Source organism: Campylobacter sp. JMF_01 NE2 (genome assembly GCF_027737365.1).
Taxonomy (GTDB): domain Bacteria; phylum Campylobacterota; class Campylobacteria; order Campylobacterales; family Campylobacteraceae; genus Campylobacter_B.
Genome location: NZ_JAOVTR010000001.1, coordinates 119,911 through 144,211, shown reverse-complemented (window position 1 = coordinate 144,211; position 24,301 = coordinate 119,911). Strand labels below are relative to the sequence as shown.

Sequence of the window (24,301 nt, the reverse complement as noted above, 5' to 3'; positions counted from 1 at the left end):
ATTTTCTTTGTATAATCTCACAAATCACAAAATTTAAAGGAAATTTCAAATGGATAAATTAGTTTTGGGTGGTAAGGAATTTTCATCTCGCTTCATAATGGGTTCTGGCAAATTCGACCACGAAATGATAGAAGCCTGTGTCCATAACGCTGGGTGTGAGATTGTAACACTCGCACTTCGTAGAGTAAGCGAGAGCAAAGATAGAAATATTTTAAATTTCATACCAAAAAGCGTTACGCTTTTGCCAAATACAAGTGGCGCCAGAAACGCAAAAGAAGCCGTGCGTATCGCAAGACTGGCAAGAGAGCTAGGCTGTGGAGATTTCGTCAAAATCGAGATTATCACAGATAGCAAATTTTTATTCCCCGATAATTACGAAACCATTAAAGCGACCGAAATTCTAGCAAATGACGGATTTATCGTGCTTCCGTATATGCACGCTGATTTAAATGTGGCTCGTAGCCTAAAAAACGCAGGAGCAGCCGCTGTAATGCCGCTTGGTGCGCCCATTGGCTCAAATCGTGGGCTTATGATGAGAGATATGATTGAAATTTTAGTCGGCGAAGTGGATTTGCCGATCATCGTCGATGCAGGAATAGGGCGCCCAAGCCAAGCGTGTGAAGCCATGGAAATGGGGTGTGCGGCTGTCATGGTAAATACCGCAATCGCCACTTCTAGCGATTTAGTCCAAATGGCAAAAGCCTTTGCAAATGCGATAAATGCAGGGCGAGACGCATATAATGCCAAATTTGGCGCCGTGCGAAATACTGCCGCGGCTAGTTCGCCACTAACAGGCTTTTTAAGGGACTAAAATGGAAAAAATAGACCACATGAAATACCTAGCACACATGCAAGAAATCGATGATAGCTTAATGCAAAAAGTGCTAAATTTAAGACAAAATTACGACCCAAACGCTTATAATGAAGCCGATGTTTTAAGGGCGATAGAGAAAAAAAATAGAAATTTAGACGATTTTGGCGCACTTTTAAGCGTGGCTGGGGCTAAATTTTTAGAAGAGTTAGCAAGGGCGAGTATGAGTGAAACTAGGGCGAAATTTGGCAATAATATCTCGCTTTTTACGCCGATTTACATTTCAAATTATTGTGATAATAACTGCGTGTATTGCGGATTTAGCAAAAAAAATCAGATTAAAAGAGCCAAGCTTAGCGATGATGAGCTAATAGCCGAATACGAAGCGATAAAAAAGAGCGGACTTGAAGAGCTTTTGGTGCTAACAGGCGAGAGCAGGGTTGATAGCGATGTGAGCTATATCGCTCATGCGTGTGAAATCGCCAAAAAATATTTCAAGGTCGTAGGCGTGGAAATTTATCCTTTAAATTCCGATGAATACGCTACCCTGCATAATTCTGGCGTGGATTTTGTAACCGTTTTCCAAGAGACATACAACACGGAAAAATACGCAAAACTGCATTTAGAAGGCAATAAGCGAATTTTCCCGTATCGCTTCAATGCCCAAGAAAGGGCGATAATGGGCGGTATGCGTGGAGTGGGCTTTGCGGCACTTTTAGGGCTTGATGATTTTCGCAAAGACGCCTTTGCTACGGGCGCACACGCGTATTTGTTGCAACAAAAATACCCACACGCCGAGATCGCCTTTTCAGTCCCAAGACTTCGCCCGATAATAAATAATAATAAAATCAACCCGCGAGATGTCCATGAAAAGGAGCTTTTGCAGGCAATTACAGCATATCGCCTACTAATTCCTAGTGCGAATATTACGATTTCGACGCGCGAAAGGGCTGGTTTTAGAGATGAAGCGATTAAAATCGCCACAAATAAAATTTCAGCAGGAGTTAGTGTCGGTATCGGCGGACACAGCCAAAAAAAGGGCGACGAGCAGTTTGAGATAGATGACGGACGAAGCGTGGCTGAGGTTTGTGCTGCGATTAGGGGTGCGGGGTTAGCGCCACTGATGAGCGAGTATATTTATCTGTAAATTTGCGAAATTTGGAGCAAAAAAGTGAAAATCACGGCGATTTCAAATTTGGAGCTTTGTGGCGGAAAAGAGGCGTTGAAAGAGAAAATTTCACGCCTTTGCGAAGCCGGGATTAGCGAAATAATCTTGCGTGAGAAAAATTTGAGCGTGAGCGAATACTGCGCACTTTTTTGCGAAGTTTTGCAAATTTGCAACCATTTTGGCGTTCGCCTTTTTTTGCATAATTTTTTGGATTTAGCTTACGAGTTAAATTATAAATTTGTGTGGTTGCCTTTGCAAATTTTAGAGCAAAAATCTAATCGAAATTTAGCCAAATTTGAAAAAATCGTAGTTTCGGCTCACAGCACAGATGAAGCCGAGCTTGCCCTAAATTTGGGTGCAAACGCACTTTGTTTAAGCCATATTTTTCCGACAGATTGTAAAAAAGATTTAGAGCCAAAGGGGCTAGATTTGATTCGCAATGTGCGTGAATTTTGGAGTGGCGAAATTTACGCCCTTGGCGGGATAAATTCCATTAATTTTCGCTCCATACTAGACGCAGGAGCCGACAATATCGCCATAATGAGCTCTGCCATGACATGCGAAAACGAAAAAAAATTTTTATCAAATTTTCAAGCAGTTAAATAAAGGATTAAAAATAATTAAATTTAATAAAATAAAATTCGGTGAGCAAGAACGCCTACCCTACGGTGCTAAATTAAAAATTGTATTTGATAAATTTAAAAGCACAGAATTTTATCAAAGGATGTTTTATCGTCCATTTCACGCAAAAACAACGCTAAGTGGATTAAGTGCAATGTTATATTATATTATTGGCGGTATATTACTAATAGTGTTATTGACAGCAATAGATGTTAAACCAAAACCTGAAAATGAATTGTATAAAACAAAAGGTATAGTAACTATGGTATCAACTACGCCTACAAATAGAAGTAATCCACATATTGAAGTTCAAACAGATGACGGAGAAAAAATTTTGTTTTCATATTCTAGGGAAGATATTAAAACAATAGGCAAGTTAAAAGGTCAGAAAGTTACTATATATTCCAATAAATTTCCTAGAAACATAAATAAACCCGGCGTTGCTAAACTAATTGATGAAAAAGGTAACAATATAACTGGCGATTATGATTATAGCGGTTTTAAATCTATCAACGACCTCATGCTTTCTAAAACACCTTTTATTATTTGTGTGTTTTTGTTGTTTTTGATTTATTTTATGAACGGAAGTAAAAAATACAAAAAAATTGATAATGAAATTTAACCAAGGAGTCTTAAAAAAATATGCAAATTTCATCTAATTTGTCATTGCGAGGAGCTGTTTTACGGCGACGAAGCAATCTATGAGTTTAAAATTTAAAGCATGCGAATTTGCTGTCATTGCGAGGCGTGAAACGCCGAAGCAATCCAGAGAAATTTAAATTCAAAATTCAATCCAAATTTAGCATTGAATTATTTTCTAAATTTTAGACTAAATTTTCTTTTCTCGTAAGGGGGAAGGGGGCTTGAATTGCGAGGTCGCTCCCCTTCCCCCTTACAATCCCCCAACCCCCGACGACGCTTTTAAGGTGGCTAAATTTAAAGCTTCGCTTTAAATTTGGCTGGTTTTATTTTTATGAAACGCCTTACGGCGTTGCTGGATTGCTTCGAAAACTTCGTTTTCTCGCAATGACAGCAAATTTAGCGATAGGAATTTTTACTCGTAGATTGCCACGCTGTGCAAAAAGCGTCTTGACGCTTTGCTTTTGCTCGCAATGACAGATTAGAGTAAATTTCGCATTGACGCAAATCAAGCTCTAAATAATAAAATTTATCGCAAAAATAAGCAACAATCAAGTTTTTTTAGAATAAAATTACAGGTTTTGTAATCTAAGTCTAAATAAATTTGAGGGAAAAAATGTCGGCAGTTATTTCAAATTTTATTTTCACCCTTGCTTTGGGATTTTACGCGCTTACCTGCTTGCAGTGGTTTTCGTATCGCGTGGAGCGTGTAATGCACCATTTCACCAAGCCTATGTGGCATTTGTATTTTTTCATAATCCCAGTTTTGGCTCAAATCGCGGCCATGTTTTGCCCGTTTTATTACGCAGCCTTGGGCGTGGTAACGGCTAGTTATATCGCTGTTTTGGCGCTTTGGCACAGAGGGCTGGATAAAAAGCTAGTCTTTACCGATCGCATAAAAAGGGCGTTTGCATACATAGCCTCGTTTGCGGTGATTGTGGGGATTGTGGAAATTTTGATTGATATTAAATTTTCAACCGATATCAAAATTCCAGCCGTTATCGCGCTATTTGTGGGATTGTTTTTTCATTTCAGATACGAAAAAACGCTTTTTAACCGCTTCAAAGCTAGCGCATTATCCAAGCTAAATACGATGAATAATCTAATCATCGTCCAAATCACGGCAAGTTACGGCAAGACGAGTATCAAAAACTTCCTTTATGATATCCTTAGCCCGCACTTTGTCTGCTACAAGACCCCGCGCTCGGTAAATACGCTAGCTGGGATTGTAAAGGATATAAATGATGATTTGCCAAAAAACACTCAGGTCTATATCGCAGAAGCTGGTGCCAGACTGCCCGGCGATATCGCCGAAATCACCGAGTTTTTGCGCCCGCAAATCGTAGTTGTAGGCGAGATTGGCGCGCAACATTTGGAGTATTTCAAAAGCGTAGAAAATATCCGCGCTACCAAGCTTGAAGCGCTAAATTCACCGCGTCTAAAACACGCATTTGTGCATTCTAGCACACTTTGCCACAACAGCGCCACGATTAGCACCTATGATATCGGCACAAAGGTGATTAGCTCGACACTAGACGGGATTAAATTTAGCCTTAAAATCAATGATGAAAATTTCAGACTCTCTGCGCCGGTGCTGGGCGAGTTTAACGCGCAAAATCTCAGCGTATGTGTCATGGTAGCGAGGTTTTTGGGCGTAAATGATGTCTATATCCACAACGCAGTCGAAAAAGTCCGTAGCGTCGAACACCGCCTCCAAAAGATCGAAAACGGCGGCAAAATCATCATTGATGACGCATTTAACGGCAATCTAGTCGGTATGCTAGCTAGCTACGAACTATGCAAAACTTACAAAGGAAATAAAGTCATCGTAACGCCCGGAATCGTCGAATCGACCAAGGAAGATAATGAAATTTTAGCCAAAAAAATCGATGAGGTTTTTGATCTCGTGATAATAACTGGCGAGTTAAATTTAAAAACACTCAAAGACAATATAAATCCTAGCAAGGTTTATGTGCTAAAAGATAAATCGAAAATGGTTGAAATTTTGGCTAAATATACCAAAGCAGGGGATTTGGTGCTGTTTTCTAACGACGCGCCAAATTTCATATAAATTTTAAATTTTGATTTTTTAAAAATTTGCGAATTTTAAAAATTCGCAAATTTGAAAGAATTCTCACAGACCGCCAAAGAGCGCTTCGAGATTTTTTAATCCCTCTTCGTTTGATACTTTTTCGCTTGATGTGCCTGTTTCGATTAGCTCGATTTCATAACCGCTTAGCATTGAGGCTAGACGGATATTTAGGCCGTTTTTGCCGATAGCTTTGGATTTTTGGTCAGGGTTGATATAGACGATTGCTTTGTTTTCATCTGTGATTTTGACCGAATTTACAATCGCAGGCGCCATTGCACGCGAGATTAAAATTTCAGGCGAGGCAGAGTATTCAAACGCGTCTATGCTCTCTCCGCCAGCTTTTTTGTCCTCTTCGCTTAAATTTTTGCTCAAAAACTTACTCACAGCGTCGATTCTAGTACCACCTTTGCCCACGGTTGCGCCCACTGGATCGATATTTGGCGAAACCGAGCTAAGGGCTATTTTCGTGCGTTTGCCAGGAATCCTAGCACATGCTTGGATTATTACGCTTCCGTCTTTGATTTCAGGCACTTCTGTGCGTAAAATTGCTTCTAAAAATTTAGGGCTTGTGCGTGAAAGTTCTAGTTTGATACCTTGATTTTTGTCGATATAGGCGTTTTTGATGACGGCTTGGACTACATCGCCCACTTTGAAACTCTCGCCTTTAATGCGGTTTTTCTGTGGCATGTAAGCCTTGATATCGTCGATTTCGACAAATGTCGTTTCGCTAGCGTCGATTTTGGTGACGGTGCCGTGGGCCAGGGTGCCGATTTTGTTTTTATAGCTTTCGAAAATTTTCTCTTCAAGCAGGCGTTGGATATGGTAATTTAGCTCTTTTGCCAAAACCTGCGAAGCTGTGCGGCCGAGATTTTCGATATTTATATCATAGCTTAGTTCATCGCCAATCTCAGCGTCCCCGTGCTTTTTGGCTTCGCTAATTGCGATGAAATTATCCTGCCCTGCGCGCTCGTCATTATCGGCTACGACCTGGACTTTTTGGTAGAGTTTGACTTTTTTCGTAACTGGATCTACCTCGCTGTCGTAGATAAACTGCTCGCCAAATAGCCTTTTTGCGGTTTGGATAAAGGCTGTTTTGACCCGCGCGCCTACATCTGAGGGATCAAGTCCTTTTTCGTTTGCGATAGACTCGATTATGTCTGTGATTTTTTCCATAATTTTCCTTTTCTTACACTGCTAAATTTTGGGATTTTTAAAATTTTCGAGTTCGGTATTATATTAAATTTAGACTTTATTTTTATTTAAACGAATTATTATATTAATTTTGCTAAACTTATCAGTTTAAAATTTGAAATACGAAAGGATGAAGCAATGCAAGTAAAACTCGCTAGAACTAGCCTAGAAGCGAAGCCAAAGAGTGCAAAAGTCGAAGATTTGGAAGCTCAAATCGCAAAAAGTGGTCAAAAAATTTTCTATTTAGATAGAGAAAATTCGCATAAAGATATCATCGCGCTGATAGAATTTTTTGAAAAAAAGGGATTTTCGGTCTATCAAAGAAGCGTGTATTATGGCCTAAATGAAAACGAATATATGTATGAGGTGCATATAGTTTGAAAAAATTTCTCTACATACAAACCCTCGGTTGTGCGATGAATGTGCGTGATAGCGAGCACATCATCGCCGAACTAAAAAACCAAAATTACGAACTCACAAACGATATTAACATTGCTGATTTGATCCTTATAAATACCTGCTCTGTGCGTGAAAAGCCCGTGCATAAGCTTTTTAGCGAGATTGGCGCATTTGACAAAGTCCGCAAGGCTGGCTCAAAAATCGGAGTTTGCGGCTGCACTGCTAGCCACTTGGGTGCTGAAATTTTTAGGCGCGCTCCGTTCGTGGATTTCGTCCTAGGCGCACGAAATGTATCGAAAATCTCGCAAGCTGTGCAAACGCCAAAATTTATTAGCACCGATATAAACTACGATGAGAGCGAGTTTGCCTTTGGCGAATTTCGGGGCAGTCCTTACAAATCATACATAAATATTATGATTGGTTGCGACAAAAAATGCTCGTATTGTATCGTGCCACAAACCAGAGGCGACGAGCTTTCGATACCAGCTAAAATCATACTTGATGAGGCGCGCAGAAGTGCTATGCGCGGGGCAAAAGAGATATTTTTGCTCGGTCAAAATGTCAATAACTATGGCAAAAGATTTTCCAACGCGCACGAAAAAATCGATTTTAGCGACCTTTTAGTAAGGCTAAGCGAGATTGATGGGATCGAGAGGATTCGCTTTACGAGCCCGCACCCGCTTCACATGGACGATAAATTTTTAGAAGTTTTTAGCTCAAATTCTAAAATTTGCAAATCTATGCACATGCCGCTACAAAGCGGTTCGACTAAGGTTTTGCGCGATATGAGGCGCGGATATAGCAAGGAGTGGTTCCTTGATCGCGCGCTAAAACTGCGAGATTTATGCCCGGAAGTCAGCATTAGCACCGATATCATTGTGGCTTATCCGACGGAGAGCGAGGCGGATTTCGCCGATACAATCGATGTGCTAAAACAGGTGAAATTCGAGCAGGTTTTTAGCTTTAAATTTAGCCCGCGTCCGCACACGCCGGCGCAGAATTTAGCGCTAATCGACGATAAAGTCGCAAGTGCGCGCCTTAGCTATTTGCAGGGTCTGCATAATGAAATTTTAGATGAGATTATGAGCGCGCAGGTAGGTAGAGGGCACGAGGTGTATTTCGAGGAACTGCGCGAAAACAATCAAGTAGCTGGCAGAAGTTTTTCGAATTTTTTGGTTTGCGTAAATGGTAGCGAGGAACTGCTTGGGCGCACACTAAATGTAAAAATCGAAAAAGCCGCTAGAATGGCACTTTATGGAAAAGTTACCCTTTAAAAAACGCATTATCTTTTTTTGTGTAGAATATATTGGGACTTTTTTGATACGCTTGATTTATCTTACTTGTAGGGTTAAATTTAGCGATACAAAATTATCAGATGAAACTTGCGTGGTGGTGTTTTGGCACGGCAGACTTGCAATGATGCCTTTTGCCTATCTTCGCTATTGGAAGCGGTATTATGGCGAAAAAAGAAAGGTAAAGGTCATCATCTCGGACCACAAAGACGGCGAGATTATCACGAGAGTGATTTCGCATTTTGGTATCGGCGCGATTAGAGGGTCTAGCTCCAAAGGCGCAGTTAGGGCGCTAATGAACGCATTTAGCGAAATCAAAAACGGCGTAGATGTCATCATCACCCCAGATGGTCCCAGAGGCCCAAGACACAGCGTCGCAGACGGAGCTGTCACAATCGCGCAGAAAAAAAATCTTAAAATTTACGCGTTAAACTACGAAGCGAGCCGTTTTTGGGAGTTTAGAAGCTGGGATAAAATGGTCTTGCCAAAGCCCTTTTCGCGCATAAATTACAGCCTAAGCGAGCCGCTAGATATCGCTGGATTTGGGCTAGAAGAGGCGAAAGAGAAAATAGCGAATTTGCTTTTTGCTCAGGCCGAAAAAGATAAAAATTTCGATTTTTAGTTTTGCATAAACGATTTTTGGTATAATTAGCATTTTTTAGGAGAAAAAATGGGACTTTTCAAGGCTAAATCTTTTCTAAGCGTGGCGCAAAATGATAGCGAGTGCGAATTTGTTTTTAGAAAACTTGGATTTAGTAAAAAAATCGTAGATGAAAAGACGCTCAAATTCAGCGTCGATAGTGCAACTGATTTTGCGGCGCAAATGGCGGAATTTAGGCAAAGCATTGCCAAGAGTTTGCACGCAAATATACTAATCGACGATCCAGCTCAAAGGGTGATTTTTTCTAGCGAGCCTAAAAGGGCGGACGAGTGCTTTTATCAAAGTGTCGATAGCGATTTTACCGTGGAATTCCCGCGTAGTGCGACAACGGGGAGCGACGAGAAATTCGGCGCGAGCTTCAACTCCTATGAAAGCCTTTTTAAGGTGCTTTATTTTTTATACAAAAATCAGCATGATATTGATAGTGTCGCGATGTTTGTGCTCAAATTTAACGACCGCGTGGCGTTTTTGGTGGCGAACAAAAAACGCGCTCTCTATGCCGATATGATTCTCATAGATGACGAAATGAAGGGCATGATGAGCGATAGCGACGAGCTATTTTATGAGATTTTAAATTTCCAAATTGATAATTTTTACCAGTCAAAAAACAGCGAGTTTTTGACAAATGTTTTCATTTACTCAGACGGCACGCTCAGCAATGAGATCGGTTATGTGATTTTTACGCGAATCCATATCAAAACAAATCTTATTAACCTAAATTTCGCCGATTTTATCAACAAAATTGCTATGGTTGAGGCCAGAAATTAGCCCTTCGCACTCTGCTAAAATTTCGCTTCTAGCGAAAATATAGGGGCGAATTAGTGGTGGAATTCGCAAAATTCGGCACTTTTCTTTGAATTTTTTATCCATTTTAGCTTTCTCAAATGGGGCGACGAAGTAGAATTTTTCGTTTTTGCAAACGCAAATTTTACCCGAAAGGACGCAATCTGTTTTTAAAATTTCTTTTCGTTGGTTTTGGCTTAAAACGATACCTAAAATTTTACACGCTTTATCGATTAAATTTAGGCTTTTTTGCGAATTTTCAAGCACAAAAAATTTATCTTTTTGATAGATAAATTCGCCTAGCAAATTCGCTTTATCGAGCGATAAAAACTCAAAACTTTTGGCTAAATTTAAAGCGTATTTTTCTACGAATTTATCGCTAAATTCAGCCCTTACGGCGTTCCTTGTAAATTTGGTATTTTCGTTTGAAATGTCGTTAAAAAATTTAATTTTATTTTCGCTTAAAAACTCTAAAATTTGCGTTTTGCTAATATTGTAAAAAGGTCGCACGAGTGTGAAATTTGTGCGATTTTCGATTTTTTCAAAGCCTAGCAGATTTGCTAAACCTGCGCCTCGTCCAAGTTGCATTAAAAACCACTCAAATTTATCGTTTAGTTGGTGCGCTGTGATAAGCGTGTCGTGTCCGAATTTAGTGCAAATTTCATCAAAAAAATCATAGCGAATTTTGCGCGCAGTATTTTCGAAATCGCCTGAATTTTCTAAATTTAGTGGAGCAGTTTTGACAAACAAATTCACGCCAAATTTATCGCAAAGCTCTTTTGCCGAAATTTCTTCTAAATCGCTATTTTCGCGGGTTTTGTAATTCACAAAGGCACAGTCAAATTTAACGCCCAAATTTAAAAGCGTGTAAAAAAGCGCCGTGCTGTCGCTCCCATGCGAAAAAGCAAGTAAATTTTTCCTACCACGCAAAAAGTCCAAAATCTCGGTGTTTATTTTTAAATTTTGCAAATAAATTTTCCGTTTTTAAAATATTTGTAATCATAGCCAAAAACTGATTTTAAAAAGCTTTTACTATCAAAATTTGCGTGAATTTATTATCTATAAATCTCGCAAATTTTGATAAAATCTTTGATAAACTATATACTATATTTATTGCACTAAATCGAATTCATTGTGACCGCATTTTTCACATTTGTAGCCTTTTTCGACTACAAAGCGAACTATCTCTTCTTTAAAAACCAACATTGCAACCCCGCCACCTATCATTGCTATACAAATAGGTAATGCCAAACCTGTTCCTGCAAAGAAATATGCCACCCAAGCCCAAAATCCACCGACAGGCAGAGCTCCACCAATGAGTTTAACGAAAAAGGAAACAGAAGTTTCAACTCTGTGGTCGCATTTTTTACATCTGATATACATAAAAATCCTTTCAAATAAATTTTTACCCATATTTTACAACTTAATAGCTATAAAATTTATAAATTTAAGGAATATATCCTTTTAAAATTAAAAATACAAGTATTATTTCCTTTGTTAGATACAAAAACTTTTATCCGTATAATTTCTGCAAAATTCAAGGATAAAAAATGCCAAAAAAATTAACAAAACGGGATATTTGTGGGATTTTGGGGATTGATACAAAAACGCTGTATAATTGGCGTAAAAACAAGCCCGAACTTTATCGCATTGTTATGCTTGGATTTAAATTTGATGAACTTCTGAAAGCCCACGAAGAAATTTACACTGAACTTTTAAAAATAGCCGAAGAAAATAGGGAATTTAGGTTGAAATAGTTTTGTCATTGCGAGAATTTGCGTAGCAAATTCGAAGCAATCCAGCAACGGCGAAGCCGTTTAAAATCAAACATTGTTTAAATTTACTAGATTGCCACGAATTTTTGCTTTCGCAAAAATTCTCGCAATGACATTAAATTTGTTTTGTGATTTTCCCTATGAGTTTTCCGCCCACAAATTCGCTAATCTCGCACTTATATAGCTGTCCGATTTGCAAATTTTGTATCTCGCTTTCGTTGATTAAAATCTCGCCGTCTATGTCTTTGTCCCAAAGAGCTAGTTTTGCGCCGTAAAAAAACTCGCCTTCACTGCTAATGCCTGTGATTTCCACGCTTTGCGTGGTGCCTACAAGCCCAGCGAAACTTGCCAAAATCGCTTTATCCACGATTTTTTCGATTTTATTTAGCCGTTTTGTGATAACGCGAGTTGGAATTTGCTCCATTTTGCAACTTGCTGTGTCTTCTTCTTTGGAGTAGGCAAAGGCTGAAATTCTATCAAATTTAAACTCGCTTAAAAACTCGCAAAGCTCGTTAAATTCGCTCTCGCTCTCGCCCGGGTGTCCGATTATCACGCCGGTTCGCAAAAACGAATTTGGCGCCAAACGCATTAAATTTAGCAAATTTAAAATCTCATTTTTAGCATTTCCGCGTTTCATAATTTTTAGCATTTCGTCATTTATATGCTGGATTGGCATATCGAAATAATTCACAAAAACGCTTGAATTTATGATAGTTTTGATCAAATTTTCGCTAGTTGTAGTCGGATAAAGATAAAGAATTCGCGCAAATTTCACGCCCTTAATCTTTTCAATGCGATTTATAAGTGCGATTAGCCCGTCTTTTTCGCCCCTATCTCGCCCATAGCTGCTCGTATCTTGCGCGATAAAGCTAAAATCATAAAATCCCTGTGCGACCAAATCCCTGACTTCGGCTTCGATGTCATCTAAACTGCGGCTTTTCAAACGCCCTTTGAAGCTTGGAATCGCACAAAAACTGCATTTTTGGTTGCACCCTTCGGCGATTTTAATGTAAGCGTGAAAATTTGAGCCAGTAATTACCCTTTTTTGCGTGGTTTGCAAGTAAGTATTAGGCGAAAATAGATTTTGTTTTTTGAGTATCATCTCATCTATTTTATCGTAGTCGCCGACACCGCTGAAAATATCGACTTCGGGAAGCTCACGCATAAGCTCGTCTTTGTAACGCTCCATCAAACAGCCAGTTACGACTAAAACGCCGTTTTTTTTCTTAAATTCGGCGAGTTCGAGTATGGTTCGGATACTTTCTTGCTTCGCCGAAGCGATAAATCCACAGGTATTTACTATCATGACATCGGCATTTTCGGGCTCGGAGACGATTTCGTAGTTTTGCAACCTACCAAGCATAATCTCGCTATCGACGAGATTTTTATTGCACCCAAGTGAGACTAAATAAAGTTTTGGCATTTTTACAACCAAATATTATCGATTAGGCGTGTTTTGCCGACCTTTGCGGCGACAAGGATAATGGTATTTTTAGGCTCGATTTGGTCTAAAATTTCGAAATTTCTATTTACAAACGCTATATAATCGACCTCTAATGGCTCTAAAATCGAAAGCATTTTATCCTTTAAAATGCTCGTGCTAATCTCGCCTTTGGCGATTAGATTGCTAGCGTTTAAGAGGGAGCGCGAAATTTTAAGCGCTAGCATTTTTTCCTCTTCGTCCAAATACGCATTGCGCGAGCTTAGAGCCAGCCCGTCGCTCTCTCTGACGATTTCGCACGGCACGATATTAATATCCATTAAAAAGCTTTTTACCATATTTTGCACGATAAAGAGCTGTTGAGCGTCCTTTTTGCCCATATAGACATTGTTTGGGCGAACGATATTGAAAAATTTATTCAGCACCATACACACGCCGTCGAAATGTCCTGGGCGAGTTTTGCCCTCTAAGATTTCAGATGTCGGGCGCACCGCTATGATTGTTGGTTCATTATCGGTGTAAATTTCGCTAACTTCTGGGATAAACATAGCGTTTATGTCTAAATTTTCGCAAATTTTAATATCTGCTTCTTCGTTTTTTGGATATTTTTCGTAATCCTCGCCCGGTAAAAACTGCGTAGGATTTACGAAGGTCGATACGATTACGATGTCGTTTTCGTTTCTGGCTTGTTTGATTAGGCTTATGTGTCCAGCGTGCAAAGCCCCCATTGTAGGGACAAATCCCACATTACCACAGGCATTGGCACGAAATGCTCGTAACTCTTCTACTGTTCGAATAATTTGCATATTTACTTCCAAATTTTGAAATTTAAAGGGCGATTATAACTCAAAAAAATTAAAATTTAACTCTGGGTTAAAAGGGTTAAAAGCTTTAAGCTGTTATAATCTCGCAAAAAATTTAAAGGCAAAACTTGGATAATTACGAATATAGCGAACTTTTGAAAAACCTTGACATAAAAATCAATAATATTAGCTCGATTATCAAACCAGATGAAATTAGCGCGCGCTTGGAGGAAATTTCAAAAATCGAAGCGGACGAGAAATTTTGGAGCGATGTGAAGCTAGCAACTCAAATCGGACGCGAAAAGACCAAAATCAGCTCAGTGCTAGCTAAATTTAAAAAGGCAAATTCTGCACTTGATGATGCGCGTGAAATTTACGAATTAGCCCTTAGTGAAAATGATGATGATACGATAAACGACCTTTTCGAGGGCGCAAGCGAGCTGGAAGAGGAAATTTCAAATTTAGAGTTAGCGATGATGCTCGGTGGCGATGACGATGATAAAAACGCGATTATCACTATCCACCCAGGAGCTGGTGGGACAGAGAGCTGCGACTGGGCGGGCATGCTGTATCGTATGTATAGTAGGTTTTGCGAGAGAGAGGGCTTTAAGGTAGAGGTTTTGGACTTCCAAGAGGGCGATGAAGCGGGGATTAAAGATGTAAGCTTTATCGTGCGTGGCGAAAATGCCTATGGGTATTTAAAGGCCGAAAACGGAATCCACCGCCTAGTGCGAACAAGCCCATTTGATAGTGCAGGGCGTAGGCACACGAGCTTTTCAAGCGTCATGGTAAGCCCTGAGCTAAACGATGATATTGAGATAAATATCGAGGATAAGGACATTAAAATCGATGTTTTTCGCGCTAGTGGGGCAGGTGGTCAGCACATCAACAAAACAGAAAGCGCTGTTCGCATAACTCACTTAGCCACTGGGATTGTGGTGAATTGTCAAAACGATAGAAGCCAACACAAAAATAAAGAAACGGCAATGAAGGTGCTAAAATCGCGACTTTACGAGCTTGAACTTATGAAAAAACGAGAAGCAAGCGATAGTATCGAAAAAAGCGATATTGGCTGGGGACATCAGATCCGCTCTTATGTGCTTTTCCCGTATCAGCAGGTCAAGGACAACCGCTCAGGCGAGGCGTTTAGCCAGACCGATGCGATACTTGATGGCGATATAAAAAAGCTAATCGAGGGCGTTTTAATTTCGCAAGCAAACAAACAATAAATTTCATTAGAAAGGATTAATATGAGTGAAGAGGGAATTCTTCTAGCATTAGGTTATACTTCAAGCGAGGCGGTGATAGCGCAACTTCGCGGTATTTTGTCAAAATGTGATTTCACAGACACAGAGTTGGAGCACATCGTTACACTAAACGATAAGCTTAAAATTTATGATGCTTACATCGCTATGTCAAATACAAATCCGTATTTTAAAATCAAAAATGAGGCCGCTACAAAAGAGCGCAAAGAGGCTGTTGTAGATATGATCAAGGCTTGGTCGGATAAATTTAATATAGCCTTAGAAAAAGTGCCGAACAAAGACACTTACTATATCTTAGGCAGATAAGGATAGCTTATGAAAAATTTAATCGCTGTGATGATTGCAGGATTATTTTTAGCAGGTTGTGTCAGCAATGCACCAAAAAGCGCAGTAAGCGCGCCAAAGGCTGGAAAATACAGCTATAACGAGGTGCAAGATGGAATCCGTCAGGTAAAAATCGAGGGTAATATCGTCCAAAGCGACGCTTGCAAAAATGGCAATGAACAATTATGTTTTAGTTTTGCCGAACAAATGTATGCCAAGGGTGATTATGCATCTTCTGCGTTCGCTTACAATGTATTGTGTGCATATGCTCAAAACTATCCAGCTTGCATGAAATTAGCTGAGATGTTTGAAAAAGGTCAAGGTGTGCAACAAAATACTTTCAATGCGATTGACATTTATACAAAAACTTGCTACCACGGATACAAAAACGCTTGCGCAAATATGAGGCGCTTGGGTTATAACGGCTAAATTTAGCCAAATTTGGGGCGAAATTTTAAAATTTATCAAATTTCGCCCTAGCTTTCAAATTTAAATTTCATAAACAAAAAATTTAATCACGCAAATGTAAAATTCGCTCCGATTTCATAAAGGAGATACAAAATGAAAATTTTAAAATTCGCAATTCTTGGCGCGATTGTTGGTCTGTTTTTCACAGGCTGTGCGCATACGAGAGCCTCAGGTAGCGTGGTGTATGATAGCGGAAGTCCGTATTATAGGGGGTATTACGAGAGCGATTATTACTATGACAGAGGATATCGTCGTCGCCCTGTGATCTATGATAGACGCCCAGTTATCGTGGATAGGCGTCCTGTCGTGGTAGATAGACGCCCAGTCGTGATCAAGGACAATCGCCACGGCCATATAAATACTCGCCCGCACACTCGCCCAGCCATCTCTTCGCGCCCACACAATCACCGCCTAAGTGATAAATCAATCCGCCACGAGCGCGAAATCCGCAAAATTCATGCTAACAACGGCGAACGCGAAATGACCTTGCGTCGGGCTAGAAGGGAAGCGCAGTTTAGCAGGGTAAATTCGAGTGGCAGAGAAATCAAAAGGCGCGAACGCGAGGCTAGGGGGTTTGATAATGACAACGGCGAACGCCACAGAAGCGCACACAGAGATATAAAACGCAGAACAAGATAGATGAAATTTGGCTAAATTCATTGAAATTTAGCCAAATTTGGCTGTTAAATTTAGCCAAATTCTCACGAAATTTTAAATTTTAAAATTCCCTATTTGCATTTGAAAGCATTAATTTTATGCGGTTTTCCTGATTTACCGCACTTGCGCCCGGGTCGTAGTCGATCGCGGCGATGTTGGCGTCTGGGTAGTTTTGCTTGATTTTGCGTATCATACCGCGCGCGATGATGTGATTTGGCAGACAGCCAAATGGCTGGGCGCAGACGACATTTTGCACACCTTGTTTCATAAACTCGACCATTTCAGCTGTGAGTAGCCACCCTTCGCCCATTTTCACGCCGTGGCTGATGTATCCCTCGGCGGCTGCGCGCACCTCTTTAAATGGCGTTGGCGGACGAAATCCGTGCCTTTTCATAGCGCGAATTAATTTTTTTTGGCAAAATTCTAAAATTTTTGCAACCCCAAGGCTACCCCAATACGCCGCACCACCCTTGCCATAGAGCTTTTTGTCATACACAGCATCATAAATGCAAGTCAGCACGAAATCCATGAGCCCGGTATTTACGGGTTCGGCGTTTTCTTTGATGAGGTAGGCGTTTAGGCCGTTGTTGCCGATAGGGGAGTATTTCAGATAGATTTCGCCCACGATACCAACCCTGATTTTTGGCTCGCTAGAACGCTCTATTTTGGCGAAATTTTGCAAGATATGGCTAAAATTTTTATTTAGTTTGAAAAATGACTTTTGATTTGTCAAATTTGCGATAAATTCGACCATTTTTTCGTAAATTTCGTTTGTTTGATTGGGAATTTTTTCGTATGGTTTGCATTGATTGTATAAATTCATCATCAAATCGCCGTAAAAAATCGCCACAAACAGCTTGATTAGCGTCATTTTGCTTAGCGCAAATCCATTTTCATCTAGCGAGCCAAAATTTAGCGAGATTACCGGCACATAGCCAAAACCGCTCTCATTTAGGGCTTTGCGAAGCAAATTTATATAGTTGCTCGCCCTGCACCCGCCACCTGTTTGGCTTATCAGAAGTGCGACCTTGTGCGTGTCAAATTCGCCACTTTTTAGCGCGTCGATAAACTGCCCGATTACGAGCAGGGCAGGGTAGCACATATCGTTATGGACATTTCGCAAGCCCTCCTCGACGATGTTTGCGCGGTTGTCCCGTAAAAGCACGCTTTTATACCCCTCATCAGCCAAAACGCTTTTCATAAAGCGAAAATGCGGATCGATCATCGTAGGGATTAAAATCGTGTGAGTGCTTTTCATATCTTTTGTAAATTTCGCAAACATCATTAGCCTTTTTGTATAAATTGAGCTTTTTCGCGCTCTAACATTGTCGCTTTTAGCGAGCGTAGGCGGATTTTAACAGCCCCTAGATTTGTAACTTCGTCGATTTTAAGCTGAGTGTAAATTTTGCCATTTGCGCGTAGCAGATCGCGCACTTCATCGCCTGTAATCGCGTCTATCCCGCACCCAAAGCTTACGAGTTGCACGAGTTGCATTTTAGGGTATTTGCAGATAAATCTAGCCGCGCTATACAGCCTTGCGTGGTATGTCCATTGATTTAGCGATTTGGTTTGAACCTGCATTAGTGGCAGGCTATCCTCGCTTAGCACGATAAATCCGAGAGAATTTAAGTAGCGATCAATCCCGTGATTTACGCTTTTGTCGATATGATATGGTCTGCCAGCAAGCACGATTGCGCTCAAATTTTGCTCGCGGATTAAATTTAGCGTTTCTTCGCCTTTGATTAGAATAGTGCTTTTGTAGTTTTCTAGCTCTTTTTTGCCCTGAAATACGGCGTTTTTGATGACATCAAGCTTAAATTTAAACCCTAAATTTGCAAGCTCTTTTCGCATAGTTTTGGCAAAAAATTCAGGCGCATTTAGATCTAGGTGCGGGTACAAAAACGCCCGCTCGTCCAGCGCGCTGACATTTGCCTTGATTAGTTCTGGATAATACGCCACCACAGGGCAGTTGTAGCAGTTTTCGCTGATATTTTCGTCTAGGTTATAGCTCATGCACGGATAAAATATAAAATCGACATTTTGTGCTAGCAAGTCGTAGATATGGCCATGCACGCTTTTGGCTGGGTAGCAGACTGTGTCGCTTGGTATGCTTTGATTGGCCAAAAACAGCGTCTCTTTGCGCGGTTTGCGAGACAGAGCGACGCTCATACCTAAATTTTCAAAAAACGCACTCCAAAACGGGATCATCTCATACATATTCAAAACAAGCGGAATTCCGACCTTTGGCGCGCCGTCTTTTGGGAGTTTTTTGTATTTTTTCAAAAGCTCGTTTTTAAACTCGAATAAATTCGTAATATCGTTTCTGATAGCCTTACCTGCGCCTCTTTCGCATTTATTTCCAGTGATAAATTTCGAATTTTCAAAATGCGTGATTGTAAGCGGGCATTTGTTTGTGCAAAGCTTGCAGATATCAAATTCGCTTTTGTGCGTAAATATTGCTAGTTTTTCGCTCGTGATTAAATTTGAGCTCTCCGGCGCGTTATCGCGCGCAAAAAGCGCAGCCCCATACGCGCCCATAAGCTCGCTAATATCGAGCCTGATGACATTTTTGCCAAGCTCTTTTTCAAAGGCTCTTAGCACGGCATTGTTTAAAAATGTCCCGCCCTGAACCACGATATTTTGCCCTAAATCGTCAGAATTTCGCACACGAATTACCTTGTAAATCGCGTTTTTAATCACACTGATTGCAAGTCCTGCGCTGATATCTTCCACGCTCGCGCCGTCTTTTTGAGCCTGTTTGACAGAAGAGTTCATAAAGACCGTGCAACGGCTGCCAAGCTTGGCTGGGTGCGAGGCAAAAAGCCCCATTTTGGCGAAATTTTTGATTTCATGGCCTAGCGAATTCGAAAATGTTTGCAAAAACGACCCGCACCCTGAACTGCACGCCTCATTTAGCACGATAGAATCGATATTGCCGTCTTTTATCGAAAAGCATTTTATATCTTGACCGCCGATATCTATGATGAAATCTACCTTGGGGTTGAAGTGGCGCGCTGCGCTGTAATGCGCGATGGTCTCAACTATGCCGTAATCAAAGCCAAATGCGGTTTTGATTAGCTCCTCGCCATATCCTGTAACGCCTGAGCTTTTGATTTTTATGCGTGAATTACAAAGGGCGTAAATTTCGGCTAGTTTTTCTTGTAAGATATTTATCGGATCGCCCTTGTTTGATGAGTAAAATTTGTATAAAAGCTCGTAATTTTCGCCGATTAAAACGACCTTAATCGTCGTGCTGCCGCAATCCACGCCCAAATACGCGTTCCCAGAGTATGAGGCGATGTCGGCTTTGGGGACGCTCGCTTTTTCATGGCGGGCGATAAATTCGTCAAATTCGGCCTGCGAGCCAAACAGAGGCTCCTCTGATTCTAAAAGCTCTTTGTTTGGGCTTTTTTGCAAAAGTTCTATGATTTTGTCCAAATTTAGCGCAGTGCCTGTTTTTTTGGCATAAATCGCTGAGCCATACGCCACGAAAAACGGCCCGATATCAGGGAAGGTGGCGTTTTCGTCGTTTAAATTTAGCGCCTCTTTGAAGCGTTTTTGCAAACCTTTTAAGAAAAATAGCGGTCCGCCTAGAAACAAAATATTGCCCTTAACCTCGCGCCCTTGGGCAAGTCCGGCGATTGTCTGCTCGACTACGGCTGCGTAAATGCTCGCGCTTATGTCTTCTTTGCGCACGCCTTGATTTAAAAGAGGCTGAATATCGCTTTTGGCAAAAACCCCGCACCGAGAGGCGATAGGGTAAATTTTGCTCGCGTTGAAACTCAGTCTGTCAAGCTCGGAAATGTCTAAATTTAGCAAATTTGTCATTTGATCGATAAACGCGCCAGTTCCGCCCGCGCACGAGCCGTTCATACGCTCCTCGACCCCGCCTGTGAGAAAAATAATTTTCGCGTCCTCGCCACCTAGTTCGATGACGATATCGGTTTTAGGAAACATCTGCCTAACTCCTAGCGAAGTGGCATAAACCTCTTGGACAAAGGGAATTTCGCAGTTTTTGGCGATACCTATACCAGCTGAACCTGCTATGGAAAGGCTGAAATTTTCGTTTGGATATCTTTTTTGGATTTCTAAAATTCGTTGTAAAACTAGCTCTTTTGGTTTGGCTAAATGTCTTTGGTAGGTTTTTTCTAAAATTTCATTATTTTCATTTAAAATTACTGTTTTTACGGTCGTGGAACCAACATCAATGCCTAGATATATCATAATTCATCACTCTTGAAAATTTTATTGAAATTTTACAAAATTTATTAAAAAAATAAGCTATGTAAAATTTAAATTTCGTGATTTTATACATTGTTTTTAAACGAAAATAAAATAATGATAGATTTTATCTCATTAGCGAGATAAAATCCTATTTTGCGCAAATTTGCGCTGAATTTTGGGCTAAAATTATTTTCTAAGCTCTTTAATTTTAGCAGCTTTGCCTTGTCTGTTGCGTAGATAAAATAGTTTTGATCTGCGGACACGACCACGGCGTAATACTTCGATATTTTCGATACTTTCGCTGTAAATTGGGAAAATTCTCTCTACGCCAACGCTGTTAGCACCGATTTTGCGGATGATAAATGTCTCGCTTACGCCTTCGCCGCGTCTAGCGATACATACGCCCTCGAAATTTTGAACACGGCTTTTGTCGCCTTCTTTGATTCTGATAGCGACTTTTAGTGTATCGCCAGCACGAAAATCAGGCACAACTTTGTTTGCAATTTGAGCATCTTCAAATGCTTGAATATACTTGTTTTTCATAAAATGTCCTTTATTTTTTGGCGATTTTTCGGTACATATCCACCCGAAAGTACCTAGTTTTCATTAGCGCCATTTGATTTTTTAAACTGTGCATTTTAGCGTGATTACCCTTTAAAAACTCTGAAATTATAGATAAATTTTTAAAAATATCAGGTTTTGTGAAAGAGGGTGCCTCTAAAAGCCCATCTTCGAAGCTCTCTTCATCAAGCGAGGCAGTATTTCCCAAAACACCGGCTAAATTTCGACTTATAGCATCGCTCATACATAGCGCGCCAAGCTCGCCACCAGTTAAGACAAAGTCCCCTATGCAAAAAACTTCGCTGACATACTCTTCGATTATGCGCTCGTCGATTCCTTCGTATCTGCCACAAATAAAGCAAATTTCACTCTGCCCAGCTAGGCGTTTTGCGTCGTTTTGGGTAAATTTTTTACCAACTGGGGTTAGGTAGATGATTTTTGCGTTTGGGGAAGTTTTTTTAAACTCATCAAGCGTCCTAGCTAGGGGTTCGGCGCCGATTAAAAGGCCTGCGCCTCCGCCTATCATATAATCATCGACCTTTTTGTATTTGTTGGTGGTAAATTCTCTGGGATTTAAAAAATTTAGCTCGATAATGCCCTTATCAACGGCTCGTTTTAAAATCGAGTCGCCAAAATATGGCTGGATTAAATTTGGAAAAAGGCTTACGAAGGTAAATTTCATGAATTTTCTAAAATCGCCTTGGCGTTTTTGGTTAAAATTTTGCGCTCATCAAGTGAAATTTGAACTACAAAATTATCTAGATATGGCACAAAAAATGTGCTAGCAAGCCCTAAATTTACAAGCTCGCTCGCTGTTTTTACCTCGAAAAGATACGCGCTGCCACTCTCCATTATGTCGCTTACTTCGCCCAAAATTTCGCCATCTTCGCAAACGCTAAGCCCCAAAATATCAAAATAGAAAAATTCGCCTTTTTTTAGCGGACAATTTTTTCTAGTGTTTTCGATAGTTTGATAAAGGGTTTTATTTACTAAATTTTGGGCTAGTTCAATGCTCTCAAAACCCACGAATTTCACAGTGGAATTTGATTGTAAAAATGCAGAAATTTCCAAAACGGTGCCATCTTGTAAGTAAAATTTGGCACCTTTTTTAAATTGTTTTGGGAAATCGCTTTTATCGTGAAGTCGCAATGCGCCTTTTAGGCCGACTGTTTTGCCGAGTTTAGCGACTTCGAGCAGGTTTTCAGGCATCTTTGGCTTTAACCGTGATTTTGTAGTTACTCGGATCCTTGGCCTTATAGCCCATGATGACCGTTTTTATGGCGTTAATCATTTTGCCGTCTTTGCCGATAAGTTTGCCAGTATCGGCCTTATCAGCGTAGATGATAATCTCTGTGAAATTATCGCCAGATTTTAGCTCGGTAGAAATCGAGTCTGGGTGATCTACGATTAGCTTTGCGTATTCTTTTATAAAGTTTTCAACCATGATTATTTGCTTGTGATTTGAGCAACTCTATCGCTTAGTTTAGCGCCTACGCTTTTCCAGTAAGCTAGTCTTTCGCTATCTACTTTGACATTGTTTTCGTCTTTTAGAGGGTTATAATAACCGATAGTCTCGATAAAACCGCCGTCGCGTCTTTTTCTGCTATCTGTTACAACTATACGATAAAAAGGTTTTTTCTTTCTACCTAATCTTGTTAGTCTAACAACTGTTGCCATTTTTTCTCCTTGAAATTTTTAAAGTTTTAGAACTTGTAAATACCCAAAATTTGGGCATTGATAAGCTCTAAAACCGAGAATTATCTCGGTTTTTGCACAATCGAGGCTAGCCCTTGCATACCGCCTTTTGACGAGAATTTTTTAGCAAGTTTTGCCGCGTTTGTGAATTGTTTCAAAAATCTATTGACCTCGACTTGCGACAAACCTGCCCCTTGGGCAAGTCTGCGTTTGCGAGAGTTGTTCAATAAATCTGGATTTTCGCGCTCTTTTGGCGTCATAGAATCAATCATTGCTTTAATATGTCTAATCTCTTTTGAATTTTCCAAGTCAATATCTTGGATTTTGTTTGCCATGCCAGAAAGTCCAGGAATCATACCGATTAAATTTTTCATATTTCCTAGCTTTTTGACGCTTTCGAGTTGCGAAATAAAGTCGTTGAAATTAAATTCGCCTTTTTTGATTTTTTTGTTTAATTTTTTTGCCTCTTTTTCATCGAAAACAGCCGCTGTTTTCTCGACCAATGTCGCTAAATCGCCCTCTCCCATGATACGGCTAGTGATACGATCTGGTATGAAACCCTCTAAATCAGCGACCTTTTCACCTGTTCCGATAAATCTAAGTGGAATTCCTAGCTGATGTGCGATTCCAAGGGCGATTCCGCCTTTTGTATCGGCGTCAAATTTGCTCAAAATCACACCGCTGATTTCAAGCACTTCGTTAAATTTAGCCGCTGTTTTCACGCCGTCTTGACCGCTCATCGCATCAGCGACATAGAAAATTTCATGCGGGTTAATTTCTTTTTTGATATTTGAAATTTGCTCCATTAGTGCTTCGTCGATTGCCAAACGACCAGCAGTATCGACTAAAAGCACATCATATAATCCAGCTTTTGCCTTTGCAAGGGCCTCTTTTGCGACTTTGATAGGATTTGTTTCATTATCTATCGCAAATAAATCAATCTCGTTTGCTTCGCAAAGTTGTTTTAGTTGCTCAACGGCTGCTAGGCGTTGCAAGTCGCAAGCTGCGATTAGCACCTTCTTTTTTCTAAGTTTTAAGAAATTTGCGAGTTTTACAGTGGTGGTTGATTTACCACTACCTTGAAGACCTGCCATAAGCACGATTGTAGGGTTCGTATCAGCAAAAACAAAGCCCTGATTGCTGCCTTTTGGCGCTGTTAAAATCATGGTTAGGTTGTTTTTGATTGAATCTAAAAATTGCTTTTGACCGATTCCGTTGATTTTGACATCGGCTTCTACTAATGCTATGAAATCTTTGGTTACTTTGTGATGAACATCTGCCTTCAAAAGTGCCTTTTTAAGGGTGTCAAGCGCATTTTTGAGCGCTTTTTCATCATCGATTGTTTTTAGCTTATTAACCGCATTTTTAAATGATTCACTGATTATCTCAAACACTATCGTTCCCTTATAAAATTATTAAACCTACGATATT

27 protein-coding genes are annotated in these 24,301 nt (G+C 40.3%); 14 read left to right on the top strand and 13 right to left on the bottom strand.

Annotated elements, in window-relative coordinates; translation table 11 throughout:
* Positions 1 to 49: 49 nt before the first annotated feature.
* The 5 genes from OFO01_RS00775 (at position 50) to OFO01_RS00755 (ending at position 5,310) form a co-directional block, all read left to right on the top strand.
* Positions 50 to 811 carry a thiazole synthase gene (locus OFO01_RS00775; RefSeq protein ID WP_270858277.1) on the top strand — a complete coding sequence of 254 codons (762 nt, stop codon included), beginning with the start codon at positions 50 to 52 and terminating at the stop codon, positions 809 to 811.
* 1 nt (position 812) lies between these two features.
* On the top strand, positions 813 to 1,958 hold the full coding sequence (gene thiH / locus OFO01_RS00770) for a 2-iminoacetate synthase ThiH (RefSeq protein WP_270858276.1): 1,146 nt from the start codon (positions 813 to 815) through the stop codon (positions 1,956 to 1,958).
* A gap of 24 nt (positions 1,959 to 1,982) precedes the next feature.
* On the top strand, positions 1,983 to 2,585 hold the full coding sequence (locus OFO01_RS00765) for a thiamine phosphate synthase (RefSeq protein ID WP_270858275.1): 603 nt from the start codon (positions 1,983 to 1,985) through the stop codon (positions 2,583 to 2,585).
* Between the two features lie 169 nt (positions 2,586 to 2,754).
* Positions 2,755 to 3,222, top strand: coding sequence for a hypothetical protein (locus OFO01_RS00760; RefSeq protein WP_270858274.1), 468 nt, complete (start codon positions 2,755 to 2,757; stop codon positions 3,220 to 3,222).
* Positions 3,223 to 3,855: 633 nt separating this feature from the next.
* A complete protein-coding gene (locus OFO01_RS00755) occupies positions 3,856 to 5,310 on the top strand; it encodes a Mur ligase family protein (protein WP_270858273.1) in 1,455 nt (484 codons plus the stop codon).
* A 63-nt stretch (positions 5,311 to 5,373) separates the two neighbouring features.
* On the opposite strand, the gene nusA is transcribed toward OFO01_RS00755, so the two are convergent.
* A complete protein-coding gene (nusA, locus tag OFO01_RS00750) occupies positions 5,374 to 6,504 on the bottom strand; it encodes a transcription termination factor NusA (RefSeq protein WP_270858272.1) in 1,131 nt (376 codons plus the stop codon).
* A 156-nt stretch (positions 6,505 to 6,660) separates the two neighbouring features.
* Here nusA and OFO01_RS00745 point away from each other — a divergent pair, with 156 nt between their 5' ends.
* Genes OFO01_RS00745 through OFO01_RS00730 form a run of 4 tightly spaced genes read left to right on the top strand, consistent with a single transcriptional unit; the run spans position 6,661 to position 9,642 of the window.
* Positions 6,661 to 6,903, top strand: a complete 243-nt coding sequence (locus tag OFO01_RS00745; RefSeq protein ID WP_270858271.1) for an HP0268 family nuclease — start codon at positions 6,661 to 6,663, stop codon at positions 6,901 to 6,903.
* Positions 6,900 to 8,195, top strand: coding sequence for a tRNA (N6-isopentenyl adenosine(37)-C2)-methylthiotransferase MiaB (miaB, locus tag OFO01_RS00740; RefSeq protein WP_270858270.1), 1,296 nt, complete (start codon positions 6,900 to 6,902; stop codon positions 8,193 to 8,195). The genes OFO01_RS00745 and miaB overlap by 4 nt, the downstream gene beginning before the upstream one ends.
* On the top strand, positions 8,176 to 8,835 hold the full coding sequence (locus tag OFO01_RS00735; protein WP_270858269.1) for a lysophospholipid acyltransferase family protein: 660 nt from the start codon (positions 8,176 to 8,178) through the stop codon (positions 8,833 to 8,835). Before miaB ends, OFO01_RS00735 begins: the two co-directional genes overlap by 20 nt.
* Before the next feature lie 48 nt (positions 8,836 to 8,883).
* On the top strand, positions 8,884 to 9,642 hold the full coding sequence (locus tag OFO01_RS00730; protein ID WP_270858268.1) for a hypothetical protein: 759 nt from the start codon (positions 8,884 to 8,886) through the stop codon (positions 9,640 to 9,642).
* Here the strand turns inward: OFO01_RS00730 and tilS are convergent.
* Together tilS and OFO01_RS00720 are read right to left on the bottom strand one after the other, a co-directional pair.
* On the bottom strand, positions 9,589 to 10,626 hold the full coding sequence (gene tilS, locus OFO01_RS00725; protein ID WP_270858267.1) for a tRNA lysidine(34) synthetase TilS: 1,038 nt from the start codon (positions 10,624 to 10,626) through the stop codon (positions 9,589 to 9,591). The genes OFO01_RS00730 and tilS overlap by 54 nt on opposite strands.
* 141 nt (positions 10,627 to 10,767) lie before the next feature.
* Positions 10,768 to 11,040, bottom strand: a complete 273-nt coding sequence (locus OFO01_RS00720; protein ID WP_270858266.1) for a hypothetical protein — start codon at positions 11,038 to 11,040, stop codon at positions 10,768 to 10,770.
* Between the two features lie 167 nt (positions 11,041 to 11,207).
* Here OFO01_RS00720 and OFO01_RS00715 point away from each other — a divergent pair, with 167 nt between their 5' ends.
* A complete protein-coding gene (locus OFO01_RS00715) occupies positions 11,208 to 11,414 on the top strand; it encodes a transcriptional regulator (protein ID WP_270858265.1) in 207 nt (68 codons plus the stop codon).
* Positions 11,415 to 11,547: 133 nt separating this feature from the next.
* Here the strand turns inward: OFO01_RS00715 and rimO are convergent, their stop codons facing one another.
* On the bottom strand, positions 11,548 to 12,855 hold the full coding sequence (gene rimO, locus OFO01_RS00710) for a 30S ribosomal protein S12 methylthiotransferase RimO (protein WP_270858264.1): 1,308 nt from the start codon (positions 12,853 to 12,855) through the stop codon (positions 11,548 to 11,550).
* A 2-nt stretch (positions 12,856 to 12,857) separates the two neighbouring features.
* Positions 12,858 to 13,679: a pantoate--beta-alanine ligase gene (gene panC / locus OFO01_RS00705; RefSeq protein WP_270858263.1), complete on the bottom strand. Its 822-nt coding sequence runs from the start codon at positions 13,677 to 13,679 to the stop codon at positions 12,858 to 12,860.
* 125 nt (positions 13,680 to 13,804) lie between these two features.
* On the opposite strand from panC, the gene prfB reads away from it, so the two are divergent.
* The 4 genes from prfB (at position 13,805) to OFO01_RS00685 (ending at position 16,372) form a co-directional block, all read left to right on the top strand.
* Positions 13,805 to 14,905 (top strand): peptide chain release factor 2, encoded by a 1,101-nt coding sequence (gene prfB, locus OFO01_RS00700; protein ID WP_270858262.1) that lies wholly within the window; start codon positions 13,805 to 13,807, stop codon positions 14,903 to 14,905.
* 21 nt (positions 14,906 to 14,926) lie between these two features.
* Positions 14,927 to 15,247, top strand: coding sequence for a type II secretion system protein (locus tag OFO01_RS00695; RefSeq protein WP_270858261.1), 321 nt, complete (start codon positions 14,927 to 14,929; stop codon positions 15,245 to 15,247).
* 9 nt (positions 15,248 to 15,256) lie between these two features.
* Positions 15,257 to 15,694 (top strand): hypothetical protein, encoded by a 438-nt coding sequence (locus OFO01_RS00690; protein ID WP_270858260.1) that lies wholly within the window; start codon positions 15,257 to 15,259, stop codon positions 15,692 to 15,694.
* A gap of 132 nt (positions 15,695 to 15,826) precedes the next feature.
* Positions 15,827 to 16,372, top strand: coding sequence for a hypothetical protein (locus OFO01_RS00685; protein WP_270858259.1), 546 nt, complete (start codon positions 15,827 to 15,829; stop codon positions 16,370 to 16,372).
* A 79-nt stretch (positions 16,373 to 16,451) separates the two neighbouring features.
* Here the strand turns inward: OFO01_RS00685 and OFO01_RS00680 are convergent, their stop codons facing one another.
* The 8 genes from OFO01_RS00680 to ffh form a co-directional block, all read right to left on the bottom strand.
* Positions 16,452 to 17,672: a 2-hydroxyacyl-CoA dehydratase gene (locus OFO01_RS00680; RefSeq protein WP_270858258.1), complete on the bottom strand. Its 1,221-nt coding sequence runs from the start codon at positions 17,670 to 17,672 to the stop codon at positions 16,452 to 16,454.
* 2 nt (positions 17,673 to 17,674) lie between these two features.
* Entirely contained in the window at positions 17,675 to 20,614 is a 2,940-nt protein-coding gene (locus OFO01_RS00675; RefSeq protein WP_270858257.1) for an acyl-CoA dehydratase activase, read from the bottom strand.
* A 186-nt stretch (positions 20,615 to 20,800) separates the two neighbouring features.
* The gene (rplS, locus tag OFO01_RS00670; RefSeq protein ID WP_270858256.1) at positions 20,801 to 21,157 is read right to left on the bottom strand and encodes a 50S ribosomal protein L19; all 357 of its coding nucleotides are present in this window, start codon (positions 21,155 to 21,157) and stop codon (positions 20,801 to 20,803) included.
* Between the two features lie 10 nt (positions 21,158 to 21,167).
* A complete protein-coding gene (trmD, locus tag OFO01_RS00665; protein WP_270858255.1) occupies positions 21,168 to 21,857 on the bottom strand; it encodes a tRNA (guanosine(37)-N1)-methyltransferase TrmD in 690 nt (229 codons plus the stop codon).
* Positions 21,854 to 22,384 carry a ribosome maturation factor RimM gene (rimM, locus tag OFO01_RS00660; RefSeq protein WP_270858254.1) on the bottom strand — a complete coding sequence of 177 codons (531 nt, stop codon included), beginning with the start codon at positions 22,382 to 22,384 and terminating at the stop codon, positions 21,854 to 21,856. Before rimM ends, trmD begins: the two co-directional genes overlap by 4 nt.
* Complete coding sequence (locus OFO01_RS00655) at positions 22,377 to 22,619, bottom strand: KH domain-containing protein (protein WP_270858253.1); 243 nt, start codon at positions 22,617 to 22,619, stop codon at positions 22,377 to 22,379. The genes rimM and OFO01_RS00655 overlap by 8 nt, the downstream gene beginning before the upstream one ends.
* A gap of 2 nt (positions 22,620 to 22,621) precedes the next feature.
* Positions 22,622 to 22,852: a 30S ribosomal protein S16 gene (gene rpsP / locus OFO01_RS00650; protein ID WP_270858252.1), complete on the bottom strand. Its 231-nt coding sequence runs from the start codon at positions 22,850 to 22,852 to the stop codon at positions 22,622 to 22,624.
* Positions 22,853 to 22,932: 80 nt separating this feature from the next.
* Positions 22,933 to 24,264, bottom strand: coding sequence for a signal recognition particle protein (gene ffh, locus OFO01_RS00645; RefSeq protein ID WP_270858251.1), 1,332 nt, complete (start codon positions 24,262 to 24,264; stop codon positions 22,933 to 22,935).
* Positions 24,265 to 24,301 lie beyond the last annotated feature (37 nt).